The organism is Wolbachia endosymbiont of Protocalliphora sialia (assembly GCF_053891855.1).
This window is the reverse complement of record NZ_JAIUJX010000001.1, coordinates 63,323-87,934: the sequence shown is the minus strand read 5'-3', so window position 1 is coordinate 87,934 and position 24,612 is coordinate 63,323. Positions and strand designations below refer to the sequence as shown.

At 33.2% G+C, this 24,612-nt stretch carries 22 protein-coding genes, 1 other RNA gene and 2 pseudogenes; 10 read left to right on the top strand and 15 right to left on the bottom strand.

The annotated features are described in order from the left end of the window. Nucleotides 1-55: 55 nt before the first annotated feature. On the bottom strand, nt 56-859 hold the full coding sequence (locus tag LB100_RS00375; RefSeq protein WP_006015273.1) for a hypothetical protein: 804 nt from the start codon (nt 857-859) through the stop codon (nt 56-58). 106 nt (nt 860-965) lie between these two features. Between LB100_RS00375 and LB100_RS00370 the strand changes: the two genes are divergently transcribed. After that, nucleotides 966-1,798 (top strand): IS5 family transposase gene (locus tag LB100_RS00370; RefSeq protein ID WP_456200940.1). Its coding sequence is split into 2 segments (ribosomal slippage): nt 966-1,335 and nt 1,335-1,798, totalling 834 coding nucleotides; the frame shifts between segments, so codons are not numbered across the junction. A gap of 149 nt (nt 1,799-1,947) precedes the next feature. Here the strand turns inward: LB100_RS00370 and LB100_RS00365 are convergent. After that, nucleotides 1,948-3,021, bottom strand: a complete 1,074-nt coding sequence (locus tag LB100_RS00365; protein WP_456200938.1) for a hypothetical protein — start codon at nt 3,019-3,021, stop codon at nt 1,948-1,950. Between the two features lie 225 nt (nt 3,022-3,246). Between LB100_RS00365 and secA the strand changes: the two genes are divergently transcribed. Continuing rightward, nucleotides 3,247-5,907 carry a preprotein translocase subunit SecA gene (gene secA / locus LB100_RS00360; protein ID WP_456200936.1) on the top strand — a complete coding sequence of 887 codons (2,661 nt, stop codon included), beginning with the start codon at nt 3,247-3,249 and terminating at the stop codon, nt 5,905-5,907. 388 nt (nt 5,908-6,295) lie between these two features. On the opposite strand, the gene LB100_RS00355 is transcribed toward secA, so the two are convergent. The 3 genes from LB100_RS00355 to LB100_RS00345 form a co-directional block, all read right to left on the bottom strand. Further along, nucleotides 6,296-7,237 carry a P44/Msp2 family outer membrane protein gene (locus LB100_RS00355; protein WP_264720189.1) on the bottom strand — a complete coding sequence of 314 codons (942 nt, stop codon included), beginning with the start codon at nt 7,235-7,237 and terminating at the stop codon, nt 6,296-6,298. Nucleotides 7,238-7,296: 59 nt separating this feature from the next. Next, complete coding sequence (gene mtaB / locus LB100_RS00350) at nt 7,297-8,523, bottom strand: tRNA (N(6)-L-threonylcarbamoyladenosine(37)-C(2))-methylthiotransferase MtaB (RefSeq protein ID WP_264720190.1); 1,227 nt, start codon at nt 8,521-8,523, stop codon at nt 7,297-7,299. Nucleotides 8,524-8,862: 339 nt separating this feature from the next. Continuing rightward, the gene (locus LB100_RS00345; protein WP_264377991.1) at nt 8,863-9,417 is read right to left on the bottom strand and encodes a hypothetical protein; all 555 of its coding nucleotides are present in this window, start codon (nt 9,415-9,417) and stop codon (nt 8,863-8,865) included. A gap of 397 nt (nt 9,418-9,814) precedes the next feature. Here LB100_RS00345 and LB100_RS00340 point away from each other — a divergent pair, with 397 nt between their 5' ends. Beyond that, nucleotides 9,815-10,063 carry a hypothetical protein gene (locus LB100_RS00340; RefSeq protein ID WP_264720191.1) on the top strand — a complete coding sequence of 83 codons (249 nt, stop codon included), beginning with the start codon at nt 9,815-9,817 and terminating at the stop codon, nt 10,061-10,063. A gap of 369 nt (nt 10,064-10,432) precedes the next feature. On the opposite strand, the pseudogene LB100_RS00335 reads toward LB100_RS00340, so the two are convergent. Then, nucleotides 10,433-10,696, bottom strand: a pseudogene (locus tag LB100_RS00335) (hypothetical protein); the annotation flags it as partial. Next, nucleotides 10,692-11,551: pseudogene (locus LB100_RS00330) on the bottom strand (IS3 family transposase); the annotation flags it as partial. The pseudogenes LB100_RS00330 and LB100_RS00335, both read right to left, overlap by 5 nt. A gap of 193 nt (nt 11,552-11,744) precedes the next feature. On the opposite strand from LB100_RS00330, the gene rnpB reads away from it, so the two are divergent. After that, nucleotides 11,745-12,093: RNase P RNA component class A (rnpB, locus tag LB100_RS00325), an RNA gene on the top strand. On the opposite strand, the gene LB100_RS00320 is transcribed toward rnpB, so the two are convergent. Further along, nucleotides 12,082-12,222, bottom strand: coding sequence for a hypothetical protein (locus LB100_RS00320; protein ID WP_006014837.1), 141 nt, complete (start codon nt 12,220-12,222; stop codon nt 12,082-12,084). The genes rnpB and LB100_RS00320 overlap by 12 nt on opposite strands. 208 nt (nt 12,223-12,430) lie before the next feature. Beyond that, complete coding sequence (locus tag LB100_RS00315) at nt 12,431-13,201, bottom strand: response regulator transcription factor (RefSeq protein WP_264330446.1); 771 nt, start codon at nt 13,199-13,201, stop codon at nt 12,431-12,433. Between the two features lie 322 nt (nt 13,202-13,523). On the opposite strand from LB100_RS00315, the gene LB100_RS00310 reads away from it, so the two are divergent. From LB100_RS00310 to LB100_RS00295, 4 genes are read left to right on the top strand one after another with little or no spacing between them, the layout of a single operon-like run. Further along, nucleotides 13,524-14,501 carry an NAD(P)H-dependent glycerol-3-phosphate dehydrogenase gene (locus tag LB100_RS00310; RefSeq protein ID WP_456200933.1) on the top strand — a complete coding sequence of 326 codons (978 nt, stop codon included), beginning with the start codon at nt 13,524-13,526 and terminating at the stop codon, nt 14,499-14,501. A gap of 19 nt (nt 14,502-14,520) precedes the next feature. Next, a complete protein-coding gene (locus tag LB100_RS00305) occupies nt 14,521-15,003 on the top strand; it encodes a phosphatidylglycerophosphatase A family protein (RefSeq protein WP_015587887.1) in 483 nt (160 codons plus the stop codon). Next, nucleotides 14,993-15,784 (top strand): GNAT family N-acetyltransferase, encoded by a 792-nt coding sequence (locus tag LB100_RS00300; RefSeq protein ID WP_456200930.1) that lies wholly within the window; start codon nt 14,993-14,995, stop codon nt 15,782-15,784. The genes LB100_RS00305 and LB100_RS00300 overlap by 11 nt, the downstream gene beginning before the upstream one ends. Before the next feature lie 35 nt (nt 15,785-15,819). Continuing rightward, nucleotides 15,820-16,956, top strand: coding sequence for a hypothetical protein (locus tag LB100_RS00295; RefSeq protein ID WP_264330443.1), 1,137 nt, complete (start codon nt 15,820-15,822; stop codon nt 16,954-16,956). Nucleotides 16,957-16,959: 3 nt separating this feature from the next. On the opposite strand, the gene LB100_RS00290 is transcribed toward LB100_RS00295, so the two are convergent. The 6 genes from LB100_RS00290 to LB100_RS00265 all read right to left on the bottom strand — a co-directional run bounded on the left by LB100_RS00290 (nt 16,960) and on the right by LB100_RS00265 (nt 22,087). Further along, nucleotides 16,960-17,748, bottom strand: coding sequence for a succinate dehydrogenase iron-sulfur subunit (locus LB100_RS00290; RefSeq protein ID WP_006014752.1), 789 nt, complete (start codon nt 17,746-17,748; stop codon nt 16,960-16,962). 54 nt (nt 17,749-17,802) lie between these two features. Then, nucleotides 17,803-18,261, bottom strand: coding sequence for an rRNA maturation RNase YbeY (gene ybeY, locus LB100_RS00285; protein WP_007302008.1), 459 nt, complete (start codon nt 18,259-18,261; stop codon nt 17,803-17,805). Further along, nucleotides 18,255-18,653 carry an EVE domain-containing protein gene (locus LB100_RS00280; protein ID WP_264336848.1) on the bottom strand — a complete coding sequence of 133 codons (399 nt, stop codon included), beginning with the start codon at nt 18,651-18,653 and terminating at the stop codon, nt 18,255-18,257. The genes ybeY and LB100_RS00280 overlap by 7 nt, the downstream gene beginning before the upstream one ends. Next, entirely contained in the window at nt 18,653-19,837 is a 1,185-nt protein-coding gene (ftsZ, locus tag LB100_RS00275) for a cell division protein FtsZ (protein WP_264330441.1), read from the bottom strand. The genes LB100_RS00280 and ftsZ overlap by 1 nt, the downstream gene beginning before the upstream one ends. Nucleotides 19,838-20,069: 232 nt before the next feature. After that, nucleotides 20,070-20,507, bottom strand: a complete 438-nt coding sequence (locus tag LB100_RS00270; RefSeq protein WP_456200926.1) for a hypothetical protein — start codon at nt 20,505-20,507, stop codon at nt 20,070-20,072. Nucleotides 20,508-20,584: 77 nt separating this feature from the next. Then, entirely contained in the window at nt 20,585-22,087 is a 1,503-nt protein-coding gene (locus tag LB100_RS00265; protein ID WP_456200925.1) for a YifB family Mg chelatase-like AAA ATPase, read from the bottom strand. 120 nt (nt 22,088-22,207) lie between these two features. Between LB100_RS00265 and LB100_RS00260 the strand changes: the two genes are divergently transcribed. Together LB100_RS00260 and LB100_RS00255 are read left to right on the top strand one after the other, a co-directional pair. Next, nucleotides 22,208-23,044 (top strand): polysaccharide deacetylase family protein, encoded by an 837-nt coding sequence (locus LB100_RS00260; RefSeq protein WP_456200923.1) that lies wholly within the window; start codon nt 22,208-22,210, stop codon nt 23,042-23,044. Continuing rightward, entirely contained in the window at nt 22,999-24,555 is a 1,557-nt protein-coding gene (locus tag LB100_RS00255; RefSeq protein WP_139686890.1) for a penicillin-binding transpeptidase domain-containing protein, read from the top strand. Before LB100_RS00260 ends, LB100_RS00255 begins: the two co-directional genes overlap by 46 nt. Nucleotides 24,556-24,612 lie beyond the last annotated feature (57 nt).

The window sequence follows — 24,612 nt, the reverse complement described above, 5'->3', positions numbered from 1 at the left end:
AATTCTTATATTGTGTAGAACTTAGATACTACAAACCAATTAATGACAAAAGCGTTTAAGCATTCTTCACACTATGTTTTTGAATTATATTTCCATAAATAATTGATATACTTGGTAACTTTCGCTTTAGTAACTGCTTATTAATGGTAGAATATATACGACTAATTATTTTAGATGTGTTCTTTGCATCACAGTTAATCAAAATAAAAAGCACCTTATTCTCATCAATAAATCCTAGAAAATCATCACTACGGCAATTTTTATAAAAATGCTCTGTGATCATACTCAATGCATCGTTTATCTCATTAAATTTATTATTGAAGCCTATTATTCCTATAACTGCATTAATTTGATATTCAAAGGCAAAATTCAATATGACATATAACTCCAAAATCGTTGAATCATTGTCTGGTATATCAAACAAGTTGTGTTTTTTATATTTCTTACCCATCAGATATTTATCCCTAAACATTGCTAGCTTATGAAACAGGCTAATGTCACGTATCAATAGCTCATAATTAATCTTGCTATTAGTAAATTGCGTTGTGCGAAAAACTTTTACCTTTGTTTTTATATCTTCTCCTTTAGCGTCGATTAAAGAAAAGCCTATCACTTTTGGCAATATATCGGGCAAATCGCGCCCATCTTCAGTATACTCCAAATAGCTTTTCATATCTTCAGCTGCTCTTTTACTTAAAATATTGATTAACGGCTTATTAAGTAAATTCTCTTCCTCACATTTTAATAAATTCCTTGCAGCTTGATTGAGTCCCAAGATTAATACGTTCTTTTTCTCATTATCCTGACAAACAGATATCACAGCATCATCTTTCCTTCTTGCAGTTATAAAATCTTCCATATCTTCTCACATATAACGTATTTATAAGTATAATAAGATTGTATTAAGAGGTTGTCCGGAAACTAGTAAAAGGCTATAACATCTGAAATTTAAGTAAGGGGTAAAGATGAGAAAAAAGTATCCAACAGACCTAAGCGAAAGGGAATGGGCAAGAATAGAAAAACACTTCAGAGTATCATACAAGAAGGGAGGAAGGCCGCCAAAGTATAGCAAAAGAGAAATATTAGAAGCAGTTTTCTATGTATTGCGTACAGGGTGTCAATGGCGATATTTACCAAATGATTTTCCGCTATGGAAGACTGTGTATGAGCAGTTCAGGCAATGGAAGAAGCAGAGAATTTTTGAGAAAATGAATTATGAAATTACAAAATATAGTAGAAGAAAAATAGAAAGGAATGAGCAGCCGAGTGCCTGTATAGTAGATAGTCAATCTGTAAAGACTACAGAAAAAGGGGGATCAAAGGCTATGATGGAAGTAAAAAAGTAAAGGGTAGAAAAAGGCATATAATTACAGACACTCAGGGTTTTATAATAGGTTGTTATGTAGGCGCTGCTAACGAAAATGATAGAGATGGTATTAAAATAGCATTAAACAATATGAGAACAAAATATACTAAAGTTAAAAAAATGTGGGCTGACATGGGATACCAAGGAAGAAATTTAAAGAATCACATAAAGGAAGAATATGACATAGATATTGAAATTGTTAAAAGGCCTCCATGTAGATTTTGGGTGCACAAAGATACGCCACCTGAGCTACTACCAACAAGAGAACAAGGGTTTAAAGTACAGCCAAGAAGATGGGTTGTAGAAAGGACTTTTGCTTGGATTAATAGGAATAGAAGGCTATCGAAGGAGTATGATTTACTCACAACATCCACTGAGAATTTCATATACCTAGCTATGAGTAGGGTTATGTTAAAGAGGAAATATGCTTGAATTTACTAGTTTCCGGACAACCTCTAAAATTCATTTACCCATTAATATACTTGATAAAGCATAGACAAATCGTCATGTTGCTGCATGTTCTAAGTCATGATAAAGGAAGCAAAATTACAAATGTAATTTTGCTTGTTCTCTTTATATCTTCACCGCAACAACTTATTTTGCTGTATTGGATTAGATGGTTGAATATTACCTAAACTACTGTGACACGATTCTTCGTATGAAGGTGGTGATGAACACGATTCCTCGTATGACGGTGGTAGTTCCTCAAGCGGTGCTGAAGGTTGTACTTTTTCATAATTGTCAGAAGGAAAATTGTCTAATTCTTTATTATTAGTTGCCTTATCCATACATTTTATTGGTTGTTCTATATAATCTTGCACCTCTTTTGCAAAACTATGCTTTAGGCAATAACTTGTTAAGTAAGCTACACCTGCCACTGTTAGTGCTAATGCTGCAACAACCAAAAATGGAGATGCTATATACATAAGAGCATGTAAATAACCTATACTTCCTTGTTTAGCGGCACATACAAATAGTGCTATGAGCGGAGCCAAAAGTAACATAAAAAATGCAGTAAAACCACAAGTACACAATGCAGCGATTCCTCTTATCTCACAAAGCCCTATTTTTTTTATTTTATTATTAAGGCTTTGATACATTTTATTAACGTTAATATTGCTAGTATAATCTTCTAGTTCTTTTGAAATCTTAATCTTTAATTCTTTAACCTCACTATCCATTAATGAATAGTATGCTATATAACGTTGCCGTAATTGATTATCTAATACTGATCGACCACCATTTAGAACGTTTAAAATGTCTTTTTTGCATAACTCAATCTCCTGAGAAATTTTAGAATCGTTTTGTTCTTTTATATCTTGATCCATTTTAGCCTGTAGTTTTTGACCAAAATCTTTAAATACAGTTCTACAAGAAAGGTATTTTAATATAATAGGTAAAGCCAGCTCATTTCCCTTGCTAAGCAAAGATAAAAGCTTCAAAGCGAAAGAATTAGGTACTGCTTCTCTTGGTAGAGTTAGGGTAAAAGAAATTTTCCATTTATCGCCACATTTATAATATCTTTGGCAAAGTAATTTTATTGAAGAATCTTTAAACCATTTTGTACCAAATTGCATTTGAGCAAAGAATTCTTCTAATTCTTTAACAGAGCAACTATTTTCCTCTAATTTTACTTTTATAATATTGCTTAACATTGTAACTCCACTAACCGTTTTATACATGTAGCTTAACACTATTTTAATAATTTATCAAGAAAGTTTAATTATTAATTATAATATTTAATAAAATAAATAGACTCTTTTACATTTCATCTGCAAGAATCTTTTCCTTAGTTTGTAAATAAAGATTTTCTGAATCTAATTGCCGCAGGTTACGTTTAGTAATATAATCTCATATTAAATAAAACTTTACCTAAGTTTATGCCAGACTCTACGTTAGTTTTAACAACTATTCTTATATTCTTCATCTTTACGTTGTCACTTTTTTTTATAAAAAGGATATTTGGATCAACGAACAAGAAGATAATAAAATCCTTCAGAAAAATTGCTCAGCAGATTAATGCGCTAGAGCAAGAAATGCAGAGCTTATCTGATGAGGATCTTGCTAGTAAAACTGCGGAATTAAAACAAGAACTGAAAAATGGAAAAACACTAAATGACCTTCTCGTACCTGCATTTGCGGTTGTACGAGAAGCATCACGGAGATTCCTTAACATGAGGCATTTCGACGTTCAGCTAATTGGTGGCATGGTTCTCCATAATGGCATGATATCAGAAATGAAAACAGGAGAAGGAAAGACACTCGTCGCAACTTTAGCTGCGTATCTAAATTCTTTAGAAGGAAAAGGTGTGCACGTCGTAACTGTTAACGACTATCTTGCAAAACGAGATACAGAGTGGATGAGTAAATTATATAATTCTCTTGGAGTTTCTGTTGCATTTATTACAAATAATTTGACAGACGACGAGAGAAAAAAGGCTTATAGCGCAGATATCGTATACTCAACAAATAATGAACTTGCCTTTGATTATCTACGAGATAATATGAAATTTTCTCAAGAAGATATGGTTCAGAGAGGCTTCAATTACGCGATAGTAGACGAAGTAGACTCTATACTGATTGATGAAGCGCGTACTCCGCTCATTATTTCTGGCCCACTTGAGGAAAATAATCAGATATATAAGCATATCAATAAAATAGTAATCAAATTAGTTGATTCTGACTATGAAGTCGATGAAAAGAGTAGAGCAGTGTTCCTCACTGAAAATGGCATTTCACGAGTGGAGGAATTACTAAAATCGTATAACCTCATTCCTGGAAATTCCTCGCTCTATGATACTAGCAATATTATACTGACTCATTATATAGATCAAGCACTTCGTGCACATAAGCTGTTTACTGCTGATAAAGATTATATAGTGAAAAACGGTAAGGTGGTAATTATTGATGAGTTTACTGGGCGCATGATGGAAGGTAGGAGATATTCTGATGGTCTTCACCAGGCACTGGAGGCAAAGGAGAATCTTGAAATTCAGTATGAAAGTCAAACTTTAGCATCAGTCACATTTCAGAACTACTTTCGTATGTACAACAAACTTTCTGGTATGACAGGAACAGCAGCAACAGAGGCAGAAGAATTTCGTGATATATATAGATTAAATGTAGTAAAAATTCCAACTAATGTGCCTGTTAAAAGAATAGATGTTGATGATGAAATTTATGGCACAGAAAAAGAAAAATTTAGTGCTGTATTGAAGTTTATAGAGGAATGCCACAAACGCCTACAACCAGTCCTTGTTGGTACGGTAAGTATTGAAAACTCTGAAAAACTTTCTGCGCTTTTGCAAAGCTATTCTCTTAAGCATTCAGTATTGAATGCTCGCTATCATGAACAAGAGGCATACATAATAGCTCAAGCTGGGGTGCCAGGAAGCATTACTATAGCAACAAACATGGCAGGACGTGGAACTGATATTCAGCTTGGTGGAAATGTTGAAATGATTGCAAAAATAGAGCTCAAGAAAATAAAAAATGCTGATGAAAGAGAAAAAAAATATCAAGAAATAGTCGAAAGAGTAAAAAAAGATAAGGAAATTGCTATAAAAGCTGGTGGCTTATGTGTTATCGGAACCGAAAGGCATGAAAGCAGGAGAATAGATGATCAACTACGTGGCCGTTCTGGTCGTCAGGGTGACCCTGGGCTTTCTAAGTTCTTTTTATCACTTGAGGATGATTTAATGAGGATATTTGGCTCTGATAGAATGAGGAATTTTTTACAAAGAGTGGGACTAAAGAACAATGAGGCTATTCATCATCCATGGATTAATAAAGCACTTGAGAAAGCACAGAAAAAAGTTGAAGCTAGAAATTATGATGTGCGGAAGTCTTTGCTGAAGTTTGATGATGTAATCAACAATCAACGTAAGGTTATTTTTAAGCAGAGAAATCATATTTTAAACAATGAAGTCAATGATTTAGTTGAAGTATATAGCGAAGTAAATGAGAGTGTAATAGAAGGTATAGTACGAAGTGATTACTACGAAGATTACGTTGAAAATATTGCAAAAGAATTCTACACAAGGTACGGGGTAACGCTTAATAAGGAAGCCCTAGCAGAGTTTTTGAATAAACAAGAAGCCTTGAATTATGTAAATGGTAAGATACAAGAATTTTTTACTGAAAAAGAAAAATATTTCAATAGTCAACAAACTACAGATTTGTGGAATACGATAGTGAAACAAGTTATGATCATGACACTTGATCATTTATGGAGGGAACACCTCTCGGTTTTGGAAAGCCTAAGACAAAGCATAAATTTGCGTGCCATGGGGCAAAAAGACCCATTAAATGAATTTAAACGCGAAGCTTTCTTAATGTTTGAGTCGATGCTTGAAAAATGGAAAGAGCTAACCATTTATCGCCTAGCGCACTTTAAGTTGGTAAATAACCAAGAGATAAGCAACAGATTATACCCTACTAAAAAAGATAATTTTACCAAAGTTTCAAGAAATGACAAGTGCCCTTGTCATTCCGGGCATAAATACAAACACTGCCATGGTGCTCCTAATGTACAGAATTAGTTGTTACAAGCATGCTATAGCTGCTAATATCAATATCATCTAACTCATTACTTAATGAGTACTTTGATACTCTATATGCAGCCTCATAGTAAATTCCACAGAGCCTAGTGCTATTAACAAACATGCATTGTTTATTTGGTTTTCCTCCTCTTACCTTTTTCTTGGCCTCTTCCTCTATTAAAATTTCTATTATTTTTCCAATGTTTTTCTTTTTACTCCTCTTAGTCTTCGAAGCTTCTCTTCATCAAGTTTACTTACCTGCTCAAAATTTATACCTTCCCTAATATTTGCTTCTACTACTTGTTTCTTAAGTTATCCAAGAAGTCTAATGGCAAGAAAAGAAGCACTGACCACTTTTGCTTAAGATGCCCTTGAACAGATATTATTACTAAAAATTAAACATCAAACCAACTTCAATATTATGAGTGGATATATCATCTGCAATAGGTATTGGGATACTAAAGTAACGATAGCCGAAAAAGGTTTTAACTTCTGGAATTATTAAATAATTAACACCAAGCTTTATTTGATAAGCAAACCAAGGAACATTCAGTGGCATTGAATTTTCTGGTGATCCATTAATCTTTTTTAATCTAAAAACTGTTGGCCCTATACCAAGACCAATATAAGGAGCAAATTGTGTATCTCGAATACTGGAGTTATAATAGAAGTTTAATAAAAATGCAAACACGCTTGCTGATTTATCAAATAACGGAGGAGAGTTACTATCTTCAATATTGGCTGTAGAATACATAGCTTCAAAATCAACTCGGCCATTTTCCCCAGCATAGTAACCTAAAGATACGCTCCTAAGCCACTGGAAATCAATTTTGCCGTTAAATTTCTCTATACTCTTAATTTCATTTACTAATCCAGTTTTGACAAGCCTTAACATCTGAATTTCTAGCCAAGAAAGATCAGAATCATCTGTATTGATTAAACGAATAAACCTTTCTCCTATTGCCTTTATACCCTTTACAAATGTGTCTGAGTTATCATGGTATATCTTACCACCGTTAGCACTAACATAAAAATCAAGTTTTTTTGATTTTTCCTTTGTAGGTTCAGTTTGATCTGCAATACTTGGCCACATATTTTTCTGATCAGCTGCTTGGAAAATAGAAGGTGAATTACTTTCAAGTTCTTGATATTTTATTGGTATTTCTTTTTCAGCAACCTCTTCAGAACGTATTACACTTTCATTATTGTCTGTTTCTAATTTTAAGGATTGTACTTGCTCAATGTGTGTATTGTTACTGATATAAGTAATAAAAAAATAGATACACGGAATGAAGATGAAAAATAAAGCAATAGATATTCTAATTATCATAAATGAATTATCACTTATAGTATAACTACTATATCATATATTCCTTTAATGTACAAAAATTAAGAAATAATATTTCCAATTAAACAATTATTTTCCACTCCTTTAACATGAGCTTTCACAATACTTTTAGCTTGAACTCTTGATGTAAGTTTTATTAATGCAAAATTTTCTGTTCTACCAATATTATTCTGCTCAACCAAAACGCTTTGCTCAGTGCCGAGCAAAGATTGATAAAAACTGCTCATCATTTCTTTATTTATTTCTCTTAGATGCTTTACTCGTTCTTTACGCACATTCTCTGGTATTTGTGGCATCCGTGCAGCAGGTGTGTTCTTCCGCTCTGAATATGGAAAAGCATGTAGGTAAACTATATTTGTTTTTTTCAGTAAATCAACTGTATCCTGAAACATTTCGTCAGTTTCTGTTGGAAATCCAGCAATAATATCAGCACCAAATGCTATATTAGGTCTTAAACTCTTCATTCTATGATAAAATTCTATCACTTGTTCTCTATTGTGACGACGTTTCATTCTCTTTAGTATTAAATTATTACCAGACTGTAGACTCAAGTGTAAGTGAGGCATAAGTCTTGACTCATTAGCTATTAAATCCATTAGTTCATCATCAACTTCAGCAACATCAATAGAGGAAAGTCTTAGCCTCTTTAACTGTGGTATATCCTTTAAAACTCTTCTAATCATTGAACCAAGTGATTGCTTACCAAACAAATCTGTACCAAAATCAGTAATATCAACACCTGTAAACACCACTTCCTGATACCCATTTTCTATAAAAATCTTAATTTGCTCTATAATATTGTTTACTGGCACAGATCGATTATTCCCTCTTGCCTCAGTAATTGAGCAAAATGTGCAGCTATGATTACAACCATTTTGAATTTCAATAAATGCCCTTGATTTATCTTCAAATCCATTAATGAGAATAGGTTCTACTTGGTTATCACTGACTAAGATTTCATCATTATTTAGTAGATAATTTTCAGCTCTTAGCTTGTCTTGATTACCTAGCACTTTACTTACACCAGGAATATCACTATATGATTTAGGATCTAATTGAACGGCACAGCCAACTACGATAATTTCTTTACTTGGGTCGTTTTTATAGATCTTACGTATTTTTTGCTTCACTTGGCGTTCTGCTTCGTTTGTCACTGCACAGCTATGCACTACAACAACATTTTCTCTCTTTGCTTTTTTTAATGCTTCTTTGATTAACTCACTCTCGTAGAAATTTAGACGACAACCAAATGTTATTACTTCATTCATGCTTTTGCTTTAATAGATCTAAATTATATCAAATATCCAAGCAAAATGACTATTTTTTTGGTAGATATTATAATTTAAACATAACCTCTAGAGTTGAAAATCACAGGAAGAATTTGTAGATATACAGTAAGATCATTTAACATTTTGGTATTAGATTTCTTGCATAACTGGAATTCAAAGAGTTCCAGCTCGTGACGCTGGAATCAAGATTTTCTTATTGGATACCAAGCTGGCTGGTTATGCAAGAAATCTATTATATTCCATAAAAAAAGCTTAATGCCAATGATGTTAACCTCAAGCGAATATAAACCAAAAAACATTTTGCTAAACCTTGAAGCTCTACCATGCAAATTCATCTATATCATTTGGTACATAAGTGTCAGAATAAGCTTCATCCAAACTTTCTGCTTTCCATGGAAGCCATGAAGAAGGTTTTATCTTCTCTAAAACTTTACCTGGTATTGATGTTATCTCTTGCTTCACGTCTTCTTTTAATTTTTCTATTTGTAACCGAGCAAAATCTTCCACGCGAACCATGAGTTTATCTGTTAGCTCTTTTATCATGTCTTGATTTTGTTCTGCAACTTTCTTTGTAATAGGTACGACAATTTTACTTATAATCTCCGTTCCTAATGGAACAACGATTTGCTTTGCAACCTGATCACTAACAGGTTTAATAAGGTAATCTGCTATACTCTTTGCTGTATCTCCAGTCAGATTTGTTATTTTTTTTAAACTATCACCAATAATACCATAGTTTTTTTGGTACATCATATCTTCATCAGCAACTTCATATCTTCCTAAATCATCATACATTCCCATTTGTTGGTGAGACAATCCATTTGCATCAGATACATATCCGTATTTATTAAGTGAATTGGAATTAGACCGCATAACATTCTCCTAATTATTTATATATGCCTATTTTAGTATGAAACAACTAACAAAACATTAACTTTTAAGAACTCTTCTCAATTAATACATCAATAAAGGTAAAACCACATAATTTTCTCCTTTCTTGATACTATTCTCCTCCGAACTTAGTTCACACAGTTATTCAGACACTTCTGAATTTACCACTTTATTCCACTGATCTTCATCTAAAATTTACCACCCCCAATTCCACTGCTTTTTTATATCTTGACTAGGTCTTCTCCTACAATTAGGTAATCAGTACTTTTATCTGAAATGTACCATATAACTACACCAAGCTACAAATATGACACAAGAGTTTAGATTATTTTAGTTATTCTCTTGTATAAGATACTCTTTATATCAAAAAGAGGACCATATGAGTGAAGCAACTTTTTCTGAAAAAAATCAGCTTTCTAGAGAAGACATAGCAGAGTTAACAGAACTTATGTGTCTTGAACGAAGTGAAGTAAGTGAAAGTGGAACAGGGCTATCAGAACTTATAGCTGAACAGGAGCAAATACTTGAGGATTTAGGAATAGAATCAAAAGAGCTTTTATGTTCTCAGCATACAGGAATGTATGAGAACCTTAGTCAGCCCTATTCTACGGATCTCGAGGTTTTATAGCAGATATATAGATTATCATTATTATTGATACCTACTCAAGAGTTGATATGGCAAACAGACAAAACTGCAATTACTGCCGCTAATCTTTTTAATATATCTTTCTTTGATGGTGCTATTATCGCACATTTTGACTGATATGTGCTATGATAAACCAGAAAATCACAGCTATATTTAGGAATTGAGACAAGGCCTCATTTAGGTAAATATTGCTATGCAGACTTTTCTTGATAGCAAGCATATTGCTTTTTAGAAAAATATTAGTAGCATCAAACATAGAGATTGACATTAGTTTTTCTGTCAGATTAAGTTGCGTCTAGTACAATTGACTATGCAAATAAGCTAACAGAACTTGAGATATTTTAATTATTATCAAGGTGAAATTTCACGTTTTTTATTAAGAGGATCCACATCTGGATCTTCTATATAGTTTTGAGGTTGTTCTTGAAACACAAGACGTGCTCCCTCAAAGTTATACTCCTCACCTTCATATAAAGAATCTTCTTCTTCAAAATTGTGTTCTATTTCTACTTCAAACTTGAATCCTAACTTCTCGCAGAATTTGTAGAAATATTCTTTAATGGTATCAAATAAACTTCTGCCATCAATTTTGTAATCTCTCAATTTTCGAGGTACTAAACTGCACCCCCTGATCACTATTAAAAATCTCAGGTTTACCTTGTTTTAGAGCTTCTTTGAGAGTATAAAGGCAAAATCCAGCATCGAGATATGGTGATAATGAATGAGCAATAATATAGCGACTATACAAGTCCATTATTGCCACAAAATAGATAAACTTACCTTCTACCATAATATATGTTATATCAGTAGCCCATACCTGATTAACTCTACAAATAATCAAATCTTTGAGTAAATAAGGATATATTTTATGCTTTTTTTCTTTAATACTTGTATTACATCTTTTTCTACAATACAGCCCACTAATCTTCATTTTTTTCATAATTCTTAAGATTTTTTTGTGATTGACTACTACTCCACTCGCTATGATTTCAGCAGTAATTTTACGATATCCATAACGGCAATCAGAAGCCAAATATACTTCTTGAATCAAATTTGCTACTTCACTTTCGTTATTAATTATAGGCCTATAATATAGGCTAGATCTGCAAATCCCCAATAAATCAGCCTGTTTCCTAATTGACAGATCAGAATCTTTTTCTATAAACCTTACTCTATCTTTTTTGCTTATTTCAGTAATTTTTTTTTCAAATAGCTATTTTCCACTGTCAATTCTCCTATTACTTTATGTAAACTTTCTATTTCTTGCGCTAAGATTCTTTGTTTTCTCGCACTTTCACTTTCTTCAACAAATAGGTCTTTTAACCTTGCCAATACTCTATCACGCCAATCATATAGATTTGTTGATGGTATTTTATATTCACTACATATCTCAGCTGTGCTTTTTTGATTTTTTATTGCTTCCAAAGCTATCTTTGCTTTTAACTCTGGTTCATATTTTTTTGTTGCCATACTTTTACCCCTTTACCTTCCTACTCGGATCAACCATTTTTTTTTGGTCTAGTTTATGGGGTGCATTATATATCTTGGGATAGCGATGATGTACTGGAATATCACCTTTAGCTATTTGTCTGAATGTTTTTAGTATGTAGACTGTTAGGAAATTTTCTTTTGCTTTTATGATTTTAATGTTAAAGTATAATTCCTAGGTGCAATAAGTAGCTGCTGTTGTGTGATAAACACAGCAGAGGAAAGTCCGAGCTCCAAGAAAAGGTAGTGACGGGTAACGCCCGCCGGAGGTAACTCCAGTTATAGGGCTACAGAAAATTACCGCCTAAATATTATTAGGTAAGGGTGAAAAGGTGTGGTAAGAGCACACCATAACAATGGCAACATTGGTAGTCAAGTAACCAACACTAGGAGCAAGATTAAATAGAAGTAGATTTTATGTTTTTCTCATATCTACTCGGGTAAATCGCACGAAGTAAATGGTAACATTTACTCCAGATAAATAGCTACATAAACAGAACTCGGCTTATATTTCACCTAGGCAATGCATGAATGTCAGCCATACTATGTAAATGTATCAAACATTTCACATACCCTGTACGCTCAATTTGACCACCTATATTCCTTTTACTTCTTGGCTTATCTCTTTTTGCATTTCCTTTTGAACTTAACAAAGCTTTTCCTTTAACTCATCACCCTCTATCTCTAAAACCTTATTTTCTTACCTATAACTTTTAGCTTAGCTTCCAACTTTTCTATTTTTTGCTGCAAGTCTTTGTAAAGTTCTAAAAGACTAACCATGTTACCTCACTTTTACGATTGGTTTTTATCTTATTTCATCTACCTATTTTGTTGCTTCAATGAATGGGTGAATAAAGCATTTCATGCGCTGTCCTTCACTTGTTCTGCTTGATAGTCACTACTGCTTTCGCTTATATTAGCACTAGAGTATTCTTCATCGTCAACATACTCTTTTAGGACATATCCTCTACCCCAAACGGTTTCTATGTGGCTTATTCCATCATTTGCACTTTCAAGTTTTTTACGTAATTTACACATAAAAACATCAACTATTTTGTTGTCTGAAGGTTCGTCCAAGCCATTGTAAAGATGGTTTAAAAACATTTCTTTTGTCAACACTGCTCCTTTACGCAATGCCAGCAATTCTATCATGGAATACTCTTTGTTAGTAAGGTGAACTGTTTTGCCTTTTACCTCAACAATCCTGTGATCAAAATTGATATTCATATTACCAATCTTTATCACTGATTCGGGATGACCTTTAGTACGTCGGACTATGGCCTTAATTCGAGCTAATAATTCGCTCTTGTGAAATGGCTTGGTTAAGTAATCGTCGGCACCATACCCAAGTCCTTTAGCTTTATGGTTGGCAGCGGAGATACACGAAAGTATTAAAACAGGAACTTTGATTTTTGCACTTCTTAATCTTAACAGTATATCATATCCATCAATATCACCAGGCAGGTGTATATCTAGAATAACTAGATCGTAATAGTCTCCACCCGAGGAAACCATATTATTGTTATAATCTTGTGCAGAAGTAACAACGTCGCAAAAATGTCCATCAGAAGTTAAGGCATTAACTACAGTCTTTGCACTTACTTGATCATCTTCAATTAATAATATACGCATATTTTACACCCCATAAATAATTTATAATTTTAGTAATATATATAACTAAGGAAAGTAACAAATCAAATTTTTATTAATGAATAATAGAAATTACACTTATTAATTAATAGTTAATATGTCGTTCCAAAATTATACAAATAGATCTAAAATACAATAGATATACTATAATAATACTATTTTTAGTAAATATTGAATAGAAGCTATTTTATTAAAAGAATACTTAGGTTAATAGATATTTAAACTATTTTATACTTTTATGTTATATTTTTAATTTACTTATTCTACAGTTTTAAATTATAAGTAATACTTTCAGGAATATTGAGTGGTAATATCAGTTTTAGGTGCTGGCGCATGGGGTACAGCAATTGCGATTTCATTAAGTAGTAAGAAAAATGTAATTTTGTGGACTCGCAATAAGGCCATGTTTGAATCAATTAAAGAGAAAAGAGAAAGTGACAAGCTACCTGATTGTCCAATTTCTGATAATGTATCAGTAAAATTAGCTATTGAAGATGCAGTTAATGTTTCAGTAATAATTCTAGCTGTTCCCACTCAGTCTCTAAGGGAGATATGTCATCAATTGAATGATTGTAACCTAAAAAAAAATGTAGCAATAATTTTGGCTTGTAAGGGAATAGAAAAATCTACATTAAAATTACCTAGTGAAGTAGTCAATGAAGTTTTACCTAATAATCCTCTTGCTGTTTTTTCTGGTCCTAGCTTTGCTATAGAAGTTGCAAGAAAATTACCATATTCGATGGTTCTTGCATGTCAAAATGAAGTATTAGGTTCAAAATTAGTATCAGAGCTACAGCAAGAAAATATTAAATTGTACCTTAGTAGCGATGTTATAGGAATACAGGTTTGTGCAGCGTTAAAGAATGTTTTTGCTATAGCATGTGGGGTTGTTCTAGGTAGGTTTGGGTTTAATGCTCATGCAGCATTAATTACGAAAAGTATGAGTGAAATTAAGGCTTTATACTCAGCAAAAGTTGGTGACGGCAATGTAGATATAAATACACTACTTGGACCAGCATGCTTAGGCGATTTGGTTGTGACATGCACATCATTAAATTCAAGAAATCTATCTTTTGGATCTAAAGTAGCTAATAGTAATGGTTCTAGTGCTCAGCAGATTTTATCAGAAGGTAAGTCGGTAATTGAAGGTTTTAACACTGCTAAGTCTGCATTTGATTTAGCAGAAAAGCTAAAGATAAAAATGCCCATATGTGAAGCGATCTATAGATTGCTATATGAAAATACTTCTGTAGAAGATACTATTTCTGTTCTTGTAAATTAGTTTTATATTTCGGTATATTGTGAAATTTTTATATAAATTAATATCAACATGGTGGCTATCTGGCACGGTAAAAAACATGCCAGGTACTATAGGCAGCTTGGCTGCTTACCCAATTGTTCCTATATTACTCAATGACAGAATTTTAGGTACAGCAATTATTTTTTTTTTATTCTTAGTTGGATTATGGTCTACAGGCAATTATATACAACATTACAAAGCTCCGCATGATCCAAAAGAGGTAGTAATTGATGAAGTAGTTGGTCAATTGCTGACAGTACTTCTAGTTTCAATATTATTAGAACAAGAAATGAATAGCTCTGTATTGTTGGTGTGCTTTTTCTCCTTTAGGTTTTTTGATATAATAAAAGTGTGGCCTATAAATTTGATTGATAAAAATACAAAAGGTCCTTTAGGTATTATGCTAGATGATGTTGTAGCTGCAATTTTAGCCTTTGTTTTTATAGGAGCCTTTTATTGTTTATTGTTGGTTTATGCAGAATAAAAAAATTTGTTATTCAAGCTTAATTATTCAGAACCTAAAGGATTATATACTTTATGCAACGAATTTGTCCAAGTGGGAAATACATGACGAATTTTATAATGTTATATTTACAGTAAATGGTACCAGAGAATCGTTATTTAATTTTGTGTTTTGTGAAGATCAATGTACTGAGCTTTCCATATACAGAACTCTAAATTATCTCAAAGCACGAAATATAGAAGCAACATGGATAATAAGTCCACGTATAAAAATAGGGGGTATTTTAGAAAAATGCGAAATAAAACACGTTAGCACACCAAAAAAAGTTTTACTCAATATAAAAGATTATTTTTTGCCTGATGATGCTGTTCCAAATTTGAAGTTCAATGTTGTAAATAGTAGTGAGCTCTTAGAGCAATTAGATTTACACACTTCTAAAATTTTTTATCATAGAATTAGTATTGTTAGCACATTTTTTCGCCAATTATCGAATTATGATGATAAGAGCTCAAGGTTAAGATTTTTTCTTGTAATGCTAAATAACGAAATTGTTGGAACATGCGGTCTTTATATTCAAGACAGCATAGCTGGTTTTTATAGTGATGGAGTTTTACCAATTTACAGGGGTCGTGGAATAGGAACTCAAATGGTTCTAGAAAGAATAAAGATAGCTAGGCAATTTGAATGCAAATACATAGTAGCACATTGCATGAAACCTTCTGTAAACCTTTATAAAAGATTAGGCTTTAGGGTATTGGGCAATCTTCACTTATATACCTCTTCAGTACAATCTCTTTGCTGAGAGGTTATAAATTTTTATATTTGTTTTAGAATGCTATGTTTTTTTTGTATGAAATAGTTTTACTACTAATTCTAGTATTCTTCTTTTTCTCATATTCTAAATTAAAAATTAGTAATAAAATTAAGGACTTACAACATCAAAATGTTATCATAAATAATTTAATAGATACTGTAAATGATGGATTTTATATTTGGGACGCAAAAAAACGTATAGAAAAATTTTCTCCCAATTTACTAATTTTGCTTAATACTGTTTTTTATTCATTTAATGAGTTTGTAAATTTTTTTGAGCAATCAGAAAGCTTAATTAAAAGTTTTGCTGAGGCAAAGGAAATAAATAAATCTTTTACTCTAGATTTAAAGTCAAAAGACAGTGAGGTTTATTGCACATGTTATGGTAAAAGCATAATAGATTATTCTAATAATGTGATTGGTGTGTTGTTGTGGATAAGGAATATCTCCGATTATAAGATAAAAGCTAATGAACTTGAGTTAGAAAATAGTAAGCTTATGCGAGAATTGGAGAACTATAAAAAAATTTTTGACTCTTTACCATTTCCAATACTGAAGCACAATAAGAATAAAAAAGTAAGGTTTTATAACTTATTTTATGATAAATATATAGGCAGCTCTAAAAAATTTACTGTTGCGAGTGGCTCCTATAACGTAAAACCAGGAGAGTGTGTAATAACTTACAAGAACGAACCTAAGGTTTTTAATTTTGTTGAAGTTCCAATGCAAAATTCTAATAGCATAGTAATGTATGGAAAAGATATTAGTGATGAAAAAAAATTACATACTGAGCTAAGCAATTGTTTAGCTGCACAAGAAAGTTTGCTTGAGAAACTATCGATTGCTGTAGCGATATATAGTAAGAATCAAAAGCTAAAATTTTATAATAATGCTTTTATAAAAACTTTTCAGTTTGATCCAAAATTTTTGGAGTCTTATCCAACTTATCACGAGATTATGCTTCACCTATTTGAATCTAAAAAGCTTTTAGGAAAAAATGATTTTCAAACTATTAATAATCAAAGACATGAGTTGTTCAAAAGATTACTGGAATCATATGGTGAAACAATACATTTCATGAACGGAAGAACGTTTAGAGTATTAACAATACCCTATGCTTCAGAGGGTCTACTATTTTCTTACGAAGAGTGCCAGAAATAACACTCAAATTCCTCCTCTCTCTACCATAAGCTGTTTTACTTTCGCTATCGCTTTTGCTGGGTTAAGACCTTTCGGGCAGGTTTTTGTACAATTCATTATTGTATGACAACGATACAACTTAAATGGGTCGTTTAAAGAAGCAAGTCTTTCTTCTTTCTTATTATCACGACTGTCAGCAATCCATCTATAAGCTTGCAGTAATATCGCTGGCCCTAAAAATTTATCACCATTCCACCAATAGCTTGGGCAACCAGTCGAACAGCAAGCACATAGTATACAATCAGACAGACCATCCAATTTTTTTCTATCTTCAGGAGATTGAAAGTATTCTTTATTTTGTAAGGCAGATTTATCTGTTTGTAACCAAGGTTTAATCGATTTGTATTGCTCATAAAATTGGCTTAGATCTGGAACTAGATCCTTTACTATATACATATGAGGTAGTGGATATATTTTTACTTCACCTTTTATATCATGTATAGATTTAGTGCATGCGAGAGTGTTGGTACCATCAATATTCATTGCACAAGATCCGCATATTCCTTCTCTGCAAGAGCGTCTAAAAGTTAAGGTTGAATCTATTTCATCCTTTATTTTTATTAATGCATCAAGTACCATAGGGCCACAATTATCCATATCGATAAAAAATGTGTCTATTCTTGGATTTTTATCATCATCAGCAGACCAACGATAAATTTGAAATCTTCTAATATTTTTTGCTCCAGTAGGAGTAGGATAAACCTTGCCCTTTTTATTAACTTTAGAATTTTTTGGTAAAGAAAACTGAACCATATTGCTTACCTTTTACAGCTAAAACCCCTTTTTTGTAAATAACATATTTTGGTATTATCTACCATACTTTTCCTTTTCAAATTCAAGCAAAGCTAAAATCTTGCTCTCTAAACTTTTCATTATAATTTCTTCATCTTCTTTTTGATGATCATAGCCAAGTAAATGCAGCAATCCATGAACTAACATGTGTGCAGTGTGAGTGAGGATAGATATACAGTACTCATGAGACTCTCTTTCTATTGTATCTACTGCAATTGCTATGTCTCCTAGATCACATTCACTAGATAACTGTTCGCATGGAAATGATAGTACATTAGTTGGCTTATCTATTTCTCTAAACTTAAGATTAAGTTGATGTAGCAAGTTATCATCAGCGAGAGCTATTGATATATTTGGTTTATAATGATCTATTTTTAATTCTTTTAGAGAAGCATTAATAATATTTAATACAAAACTCTGTGGGTCCTTCGTAATACTATGCCACCTCTTATCAAGAATGCTCACTTCTAACATTCGCTCATCCTTATTATTTCATTCCACTCAGTCTCTAAAACCGGAGAAACTGATAAACGTGATTGTTTTAATATAACCATATTTTTTAAAAGTGGGTTTTGTTTTATACTACTTAACGTGACTTGATTATTTAAAGGTTTTAAAAGCTTTACATTCACTAGTCCAAATTTGGAATTATAAACATGATAATACTCCTTTAATACTTCAACTATTCCAAGTATAACTCTCTCTTTACCTGTATGATAAAAAAATGCAAGATCGCCTAATTTCATAGCTCTCATGTAATTTTGAGCTTGATAATTGCATACACCATTCCACTGCGTCACCTGCTCCTTTTCCATTTTTTGCCACGAGTATTCACTTGGCTCTGACTTTAGTAGCCAAAATTGCATTATTTTTTTCTTCTTAAATAAGCTGGTATATCATAAACATTGCTGCCCCACTTAACTCTTTCATTTGTTTGCTCAGTTGAAGCATATTCTTTTGTTTCTGATATTGGAATTTGATTATAAGGCCATTTAAAATTTTTTTCCTCTGCTGGGATCTTGTTTTGATTAACAGATGAATTGTTGTTACAGCTATCAATGCCAGTTGCAAGAACAGAAACTCTAACTCTTCCCTCCATCGCCTGATCAAAAGTAGCACCAAATATTATATTTGCATTTTCATCCACTTCTTCACGTACTCTATTGGCTGCAGCATCAACTTCAAATAAAGTCATATCTCCACCACCAGTAATATTAATCAATATTCCTTGTGCACCTTTCATTGATACATTATCAAGTAATGGATTAGATATCGCAGCCTCTGCAGCACTAATTGCCCTATCTTCTCCTTCTGCCTCTCCAGTACCAATCATTGCTTTACCCATCTCACTCATTACTGTTTCTATATCAGCAAAATCAAGATTAATCAGTCCTGGCATGATCATCAAATCAGTTACTCCTCTTATGCCAATATGCAGAACATTATCGGCGAGTTGAAATGCGTCAGCAAATGTAGTTTTCTCGTTAGCAATTCTAAATAAATTTTGATTGGGAATGACAATAAGTGTATCTACGTATTTTTGCAACTCTTCAAGTCCAAGCTCTGCAATGCGCATACGTCGCACACCTTCAAAACCGAACGGCTTAGTTACAACTCCAACAGTCAGTATCTTTTTTTCTTTTGCTCCTTTATCTTTAACTACCGCTCTTGCTTCTCTTGCTGCTTTTGCAATTACCGGTGCAGCACCTGTTCCAGTACCACCACCCATACCTGCTGTGATAAAGAGCATATGGCTATCTTTTATATGCTCCATAATCTCATCAATTGATTCTTCTGCTGCACCTTTACCAACATCAGGCAAAGCACCAGCACCAAGGCCCTTAGTTAAGTTAATACCAAGTTGAATTTTTTTATCACATAACGACTTCTCTAACGCTTGAGCATCGGTATTTGCTACAACAAAATTTACCCCTTGCAAATTGGATTGGATCATGTTGTTTACAGCATTTCCACCAGCACCACCCACTCCCACAACGGTAATTCTTGGGTGTAATATAGGTAACTCTGGTAGACTAAGGTCAATTGACATTCAAATTACTCAAATATTAGTGAATTCACTTGATAACAAGTTACTGCTTTTTTAACAATATGCAAACATTTTTCATTTTGACATACACAAACAGTAAACAAGATTTACTTATTCTTAACATTGTTAATCAGTAGGTATAATAATTGCAGGCTTTCAAACAGCACTACTTAGAATGCAAAAAAAAATTGTGAAAAAGGGATAGAAGCCTATCCCTTTTTATTGAAAACTGCTACTAGCTTTTCGCAGTTCCTTTTTGTACCCCAAGTACTTGTTTGATCTCGTCTAATTGGGTTTCTGGTTGTTCACCATTAAGCAATTTACCTGCTTTCTCAATTTGATTTGCCTTACTACTGTTCATATATGCATACACAGGTGCAGTTATTAAAGCTGCTACTGCAGCAAGAACTACCAAACTAGCAACAAGTGGATGAGCAACTGCAAATGCAGAAATTGCAGTAATAGCAGGACTAACAAGTGTTGCAGCTTTTGTTCCAACTTTACCAACAAAAGTTGTATAAGCTGGGCTTAAGAGATAAGCAGCTGTAAGCGAGGCTACTGCTGCAATTGCTACAAAAGTAGCAGCTGTTTTATACGGGTGTTTTGTTACAAAACCATAACCCTGATTATAAACTTCTTTAACTTTACCTTTCATTGTTTCTACTGTCGGCATAACTCTACTCCAAAAATATTAAAATTTCACTAAGGGTAGTATATGGCAAAAAAAAGTTTCCTGTCAAGTAAATTAACTTATTTATACATTCTTATTCTGTAATTTAGTGCTTCTGCAATATGTGCTCTTTTTATTTCCTCACTTTTCGCAAGATCTGCAATGGTTCTTGCAACTCTTAATATGCGTATGTAGCCTCGATTGGAAATGTAATTTTCTTTCAGTACGTATTTTAGTAATTCTAATCCTTCCTCGTCTGGCTTAGTTAATGCTTCACCACTTACTTCTGCATTACAATAAATATTCAATTTACTATAACGCTCAGCTTGAATTTTCCTCGCTGCTATCACTCTTTTTCTAATATTTTCAGTGCTTTCTCCTTCTGAAGAAATTTCAGGAGAGAGTATACTAACGTTTGGCATTTCAATGCATATGTCTATTCTATCAAGCAAAGGTCCTGATATTTTATTTCTATAATCTGTGCCGCATTTTGGAGCTTTGTTGCACGATCTACTTGCATCACCTAAGTAACCGCACCTGCAGGGATTCATTGCAGCTATAAGTTGAAAATTAGCTGGATAAGTAATGTGAGCATTTGCCCTTGCGATAGTGACTTTTCTATCTTCAAGTGGTTGGCGTAGAGAATCAAGCACAAGCCTTGGAAATTCAGGTAGCTCGTCAAGAAATAACACACCATTGTGAGCCATGGTAATTTCCCCAGGCTTTGCATTTCTTCCTCCTCCTATCATCGCTGACATCGAGCATGAGTGATGAGGTTCACGAAAGGGACGAGTTACTTTAAATGTTTCGTTACTGGCTTTTGTTATGCTAGAGATGATATTAACATCAATCATCTCTTGTTCAGTCAAATCGGGTAATAGCCCTATAAATCGCTTAGCAAGCATTGACTTTCCAGTACCAGGAGGTCCAACAAGAAGCATATTGTGTCCACCTGCTGCTGCAATTTCAGCTGCTCTTTTTGCAACAACTTGACCTTTAATATCCTTTATATCTGGAACTGAATTTTTTTCTTTGGGTGCAGCGCTATAGTTAAAAGTTACCGGCTGAATTAACTGCTCACCCTTAAAATGTCTGATAATATCGGTTAATTTCTCTATAGCTAGAATAGAAACATTCTTTACCCATGAAGCTTCTACTCCATTTCCCCTTGGGCAAATTACTCCTTTATTTGCCTGTTTTGCATTGATTGCTGTTGGAAGTACTCCTGAGATTGGTATGACTCTGCTGTCTAGTGCAAGCTCGCCCATAATTATATAAGACTGAACTTTTTCAACTGGTATCACATTCATTACAACAAGTAATCCAACAGCAATAGCTAAGTCATAATGACTACCTTCTTTAAGCAAATCCGCAGGGGAAAGATTAACTGTGATTCTTTTTGGAGGTAACAGAAGATTGATTGAATTTAACGCTGCTCTGATACGCTCTCTGGATTCTGCAACAGTTTTATCCGGCAGTCCAACAATATTAAAAGCTGGAATACCATTTGCCATGTGAATTTGTGCATTAACATTTACTGTGCTGGTTCCCTGAAGTGCAACGGTATTTATATTTGCAATCATACTATATTATATAAAGTTATTAATATAATATATTGACAAAGTAACGAAGTAAACAGTAGCTGTTAAAAGTGGTTTAATTTAGCAAAAAAGTGTAGTACTCTATCACTTTGCTGATTATATATGTTTATAAGAATAATCGCTTTTCTTTTGCTATATTCAAGCGCAGTTTTCTGTAGTGATTGTAACTTTAACTTACCGTATCGTGGGCTCAATTGTGATTTGGATCTATCATATAAAAATTTAAGTAATATAAAGAAATTATTGAATAACAACGATAAGTTCGTTGCGCTTACGTTTGATGATGGTCCATCTTATAATAGATCGGGAGATATTATTAATATTCTGGAGAGCAATAAAACAAAAGCGACATTTTTTTTGCTTGGTGAACGCATAAATAAAAAAACATCTAAAATAGTAGAAAAGATCCATCAAGCAGGTCATGAATTAGGTAATCATTCTTGGTCGCATAGGAAGTTGACATCACTTTCAAGTGAGGAGCAATTGCAAGAACTGGAAAGGACAAATGTGGCAATTAAAAATGCAACAGAACAGAATGTAAAATGGTTTCGCCCACCATATGGATGTCATAACGATAATTTGATCGAAAATACTAATCGATTAAATATGTATTCCATATTATGGACAGTCGATTCTCTGGATTGGCAAGGTGATAAATCAGAGATTTTGGTTGAAAGAGTTTTAAGCAATGTACATAATGGAGCGATTATATTGTTCCATGATCACGATAACAAATCAAATACAGTTGAAGCTTTACCTCAGATTATTGAAATACTAAAAAAATCGGGTTATGAGCTTGTTACCTTAAGTGATTGGGAAAAGAGGATTTGTGATGTGGTGAAAGCTAGAAATATGCCAATAAAAGGAGAAGGAGTGCGTTCTAAAGGAATTCTATGTGGACAAAAAACAAGGTCTTCAACCGTAGGTCATTCATATTAGGTGGTATTCAGCTTACTATTTCTGCTATTTTTAGTTATAGGTTGTATACTTTACAAGTACGAGATAGACAAAAATATGAAGTGCTATCCAATAATAATAGGATAAAAGTTGTTACTATTGTGCCTAAACGAGGCAGGATTTTGGATAGGAATAGCGTTGAACTCGCAGTAAACAAAATTTCGTATATTGTTTTGTTTGATGGGCAAAAAAACTTTACTAGGGAAGTTGACTTGCAGATGTTATCGGAAATTAAACCTGATGCGATAAAATCATCAGAAAGAAGAATAACTGCTCTTTATAAACGTTACTACCCATTTGGTTCGATATGTTCTCATATAATCGGATACACGAAAAGACAGCAAGGCATAAACGAAGCAGGGGTTAGTGGCATTGAATATACATATGATGATATATTAAAAGGCAGGACAGGCAAGTCTGAGCAGGAAATAAATTCTAAGAAGCGTATCATGAGAGAGTTGTCTAGCATACCTCAACAAGACGGACAAGATGTACAGCTGACAATTGATGTTGATTTACAGAAAAAAATCGCAGAGATATTTAAAGACCACCAAGGTTCCACAGTGGTAATTGATGTAAATAACGGAGAAATTTTAGCATTGTATAACTCACCTTCTTACGATAATAATCTTTTCACTAGCAGATTATCAAATGAAACTTGGGAAAGTTTAAATATTCCTTCGTTACCGCTTGTAAACCGTGCATTATCATATCAAATTCCACCTGGTTCAATATTTAAAATAATAGATGCGCTTGCGGGTTTAAAAGATGGAATAATAACACCAGAAGAAAAGTTCTCGTGTAGGGGCTATATGAAAATAGGTGAACGAAAATTTCGTTGCCTAAAAAGCAAAGTCCATGGATATGTATCTTTAAACGAGGCAATGGCCTTCTCATGCAACACTTACTTTTATAATATAGGAAAAAAAATAAATGTAGATTCTCTACTAGAAATGGCTAGCAAATTTGGTATAGGAAGTGGACCATTAATTGGAATGTTTAAGGAAGAAGCTCCGGGATTGTTGCCTGACATGAATTGGCGTGCACGCAAGCTATATTCAGAGTGGTATTTAGGTGATACCATTAACTTAGTTATAGGACAAGGGTATTTACTTACAACGCCATTACAGCTTGCGGTTCTTGCAGCGAGGGTTGCAACAGGAAAGGAGGTAATTCCCCACATTGAGATGAGTAAATCAGGGCAAGACTTTCTTGATATTGATGTGAATCATGAGCATCTTAGTGTGGTTCGAAAAGCTATGTTTGACGTGGTGAATTCTAACTATAGAAAAGGACTAGGCAGTATACAAATTGCTGGCAAAACCGGTACACCAGAGATAAACTCTAAAGGTGAAAGTCATAAATTGTTTATCGCTTATGGCCCCTACCATGATCCGCGCTATGCAATCTCAGTGTTTATAGAACATGGTAAAACTCCACGCCAAGATGTTGCAATTGCTAGTGAGATATTGCAATATATGCTTGAAAAATGAACTTATGAAATTGCCATATATGTTACTTGTAATTTATATATTCAAATCAGAGCTTTG

Excerpts from the sequence above, each read along its gene's own strand:
- LB100_RS00270 (WP_456200926.1), bottom strand. The coding sequence starts at position 20,507 with ATGCCGACAGTAGAAACAATGAAAGGTAAAGTTAAAGAAGTTTATAAT.
- LB100_RS00265 (WP_456200925.1), bottom strand. The coding sequence starts at position 22,087 with ATGATTGCAAATATAAATACCGTTGCACTTCAGGGAACCAGCACAGTA.
- LB100_RS00365 (WP_456200938.1), bottom strand. The coding sequence starts at position 3,021 with ATGTTAAGCAATATTATAAAAGTAAAATTAGAGGAAAATAGTTGCTCT.
- mtaB (WP_264720190.1), bottom strand. The coding sequence starts at position 8,523 with ATGAATGAAGTAATAACATTTGGTTGTCGTCTAAATTTCTACGAGAGT.
- LB100_RS00315 (WP_264330446.1), bottom strand. The coding sequence starts at position 13,201 with ATGCGTATATTATTAATTGAAGATGATCAAGTAAGTGCAAAGACTGTA.
- LB100_RS00255 (WP_139686890.1), top strand. The coding sequence starts at position 22,999 with ATGTGGACAAAAAACAAGGTCTTCAACCGTAGGTCATTCATATTAGGT.
- LB100_RS00280 (WP_264336848.1), bottom strand. The coding sequence starts at position 18,653 with ATGCAATTTTGGCTACTAAAGTCAGAGCCAAGTGAATACTCGTGGCAA.
- LB100_RS00300 (WP_456200930.1), top strand. The coding sequence starts at position 14,993 with ATGCAGAATAAAAAAATTTGTTATTCAAGCTTAATTATTCAGAACCTA.
- LB100_RS00260 (WP_456200923.1), top strand. The coding sequence starts at position 22,208 with ATGTTTATAAGAATAATCGCTTTTCTTTTGCTATATTCAAGCGCAGTT.
- LB100_RS00340 (WP_264720191.1), top strand. The coding sequence starts at position 9,815 with ATGAGTGAAGCAACTTTTTCTGAAAAAAATCAGCTTTCTAGAGAAGAC.
- LB100_RS00355 (WP_264720189.1), bottom strand. The coding sequence starts at position 7,237 with ATGATAATTAGAATATCTATTGCTTTATTTTTCATCTTCATTCCGTGT.
- LB100_RS00290 (WP_006014752.1), bottom strand. The coding sequence starts at position 17,748 with ATGGTTCAGTTTTCTTTACCAAAAAATTCTAAAGTTAATAAAAAGGGC.
- ftsZ (WP_264330441.1), bottom strand. The coding sequence starts at position 19,837 with ATGTCAATTGACCTTAGTCTACCAGAGTTACCTATATTACACCCAAGA.
- LB100_RS00345 (WP_264377991.1), bottom strand. The coding sequence starts at position 9,417 with ATGCGGTCTAATTCCAATTCACTTAATAAATACGGATATGTATCTGAT.
- LB100_RS00375 (WP_006015273.1), bottom strand. The coding sequence starts at position 859 with ATGGAAGATTTTATAACTGCAAGAAGGAAAGATGATGCTGTGATATCT.
- LB100_RS00295 (WP_264330443.1), top strand. The coding sequence starts at position 15,820 with ATGTTTTTTTTGTATGAAATAGTTTTACTACTAATTCTAGTATTCTTC.
- secA (WP_456200936.1), top strand. The coding sequence starts at position 3,247 with ATGCCAGACTCTACGTTAGTTTTAACAACTATTCTTATATTCTTCATC.
- ybeY (WP_007302008.1), bottom strand. The coding sequence starts at position 18,261 with ATGTTAGAAGTGAGCATTCTTGATAAGAGGTGGCATAGTATTACGAAG.